Source organism: Streptomyces sp. DH12, from assembly GCF_020873895.1.
In the GTDB taxonomy this organism is placed as follows: Bacteria; Actinomycetota; Actinomycetes; order Streptomycetales; family Streptomycetaceae; genus Streptomyces.
The window spans coordinates 1-487 of record NZ_JAHWGT010000785.1 but is presented as its reverse complement, the minus strand read 5'-3'; the positions used below and the strand labels follow the sequence as shown (position 1 = coordinate 487).

Sequence of the window (487 nt, the reverse complement as noted above, 5' to 3'; positions counted from 1 at the left end):
ACCTTGCCGGAGAGCACGTTCTTGAGCTTGGTGCGCACGAAGGCCGGGCCCTTGCCGGGCTTGACGTGCTGGAACTCGACGACGGACCAGAGCTGGCCGCCTTCGAGCTTGAGCACCATGCCGTTCTTGAGGTCGTTCGTGGAAGCCACGGTTGCGGAATCTCCTGGACTGGACTGACGTGGACGACGGCCGGGGCGAAGGCAGGCGCACTGCGCGAGGCTAGAGCGCGAGCAGCTCCTTGGTCGTGATGGTGAGTAGCTCGGGTCCGCCGTCCGCCTCGGGGCGCACGACGAGCGTGTCATCGATCCGGACCCCGCCCCGGCCGGGGAGGTGGACCCCCGGCTCGACGGTGACCGGCACGCAAGCGTCCAGTTTACCCATGGCCGCCGGGGTCAATTGAGGGTCCTCGTCGATTTCCAGTCCGACGCCGTGACCGGTGAGGACCGGAAGCGCCTCGGCGTACCCGGCGGAGTCCAGCACCTGGCGG

At 68.4% G+C, this 487-nt stretch carries 1 protein-coding gene and 1 pseudogene; both read right to left on the bottom strand.

Features of this window, described 5'->3' with window-relative positions:
• Positions 1 to 149: pseudogene (locus LPA54_RS37050) on the bottom strand (elongation factor P); the annotation flags it as partial.
• A gap of 70 nt (positions 150 to 219) precedes the next feature.
• Positions 220 to 487 (bottom strand): M24 family metallopeptidase (locus tag LPA54_RS37045; protein WP_228984864.1); only part of this gene is annotated, 268 nt, incomplete at its 5' end.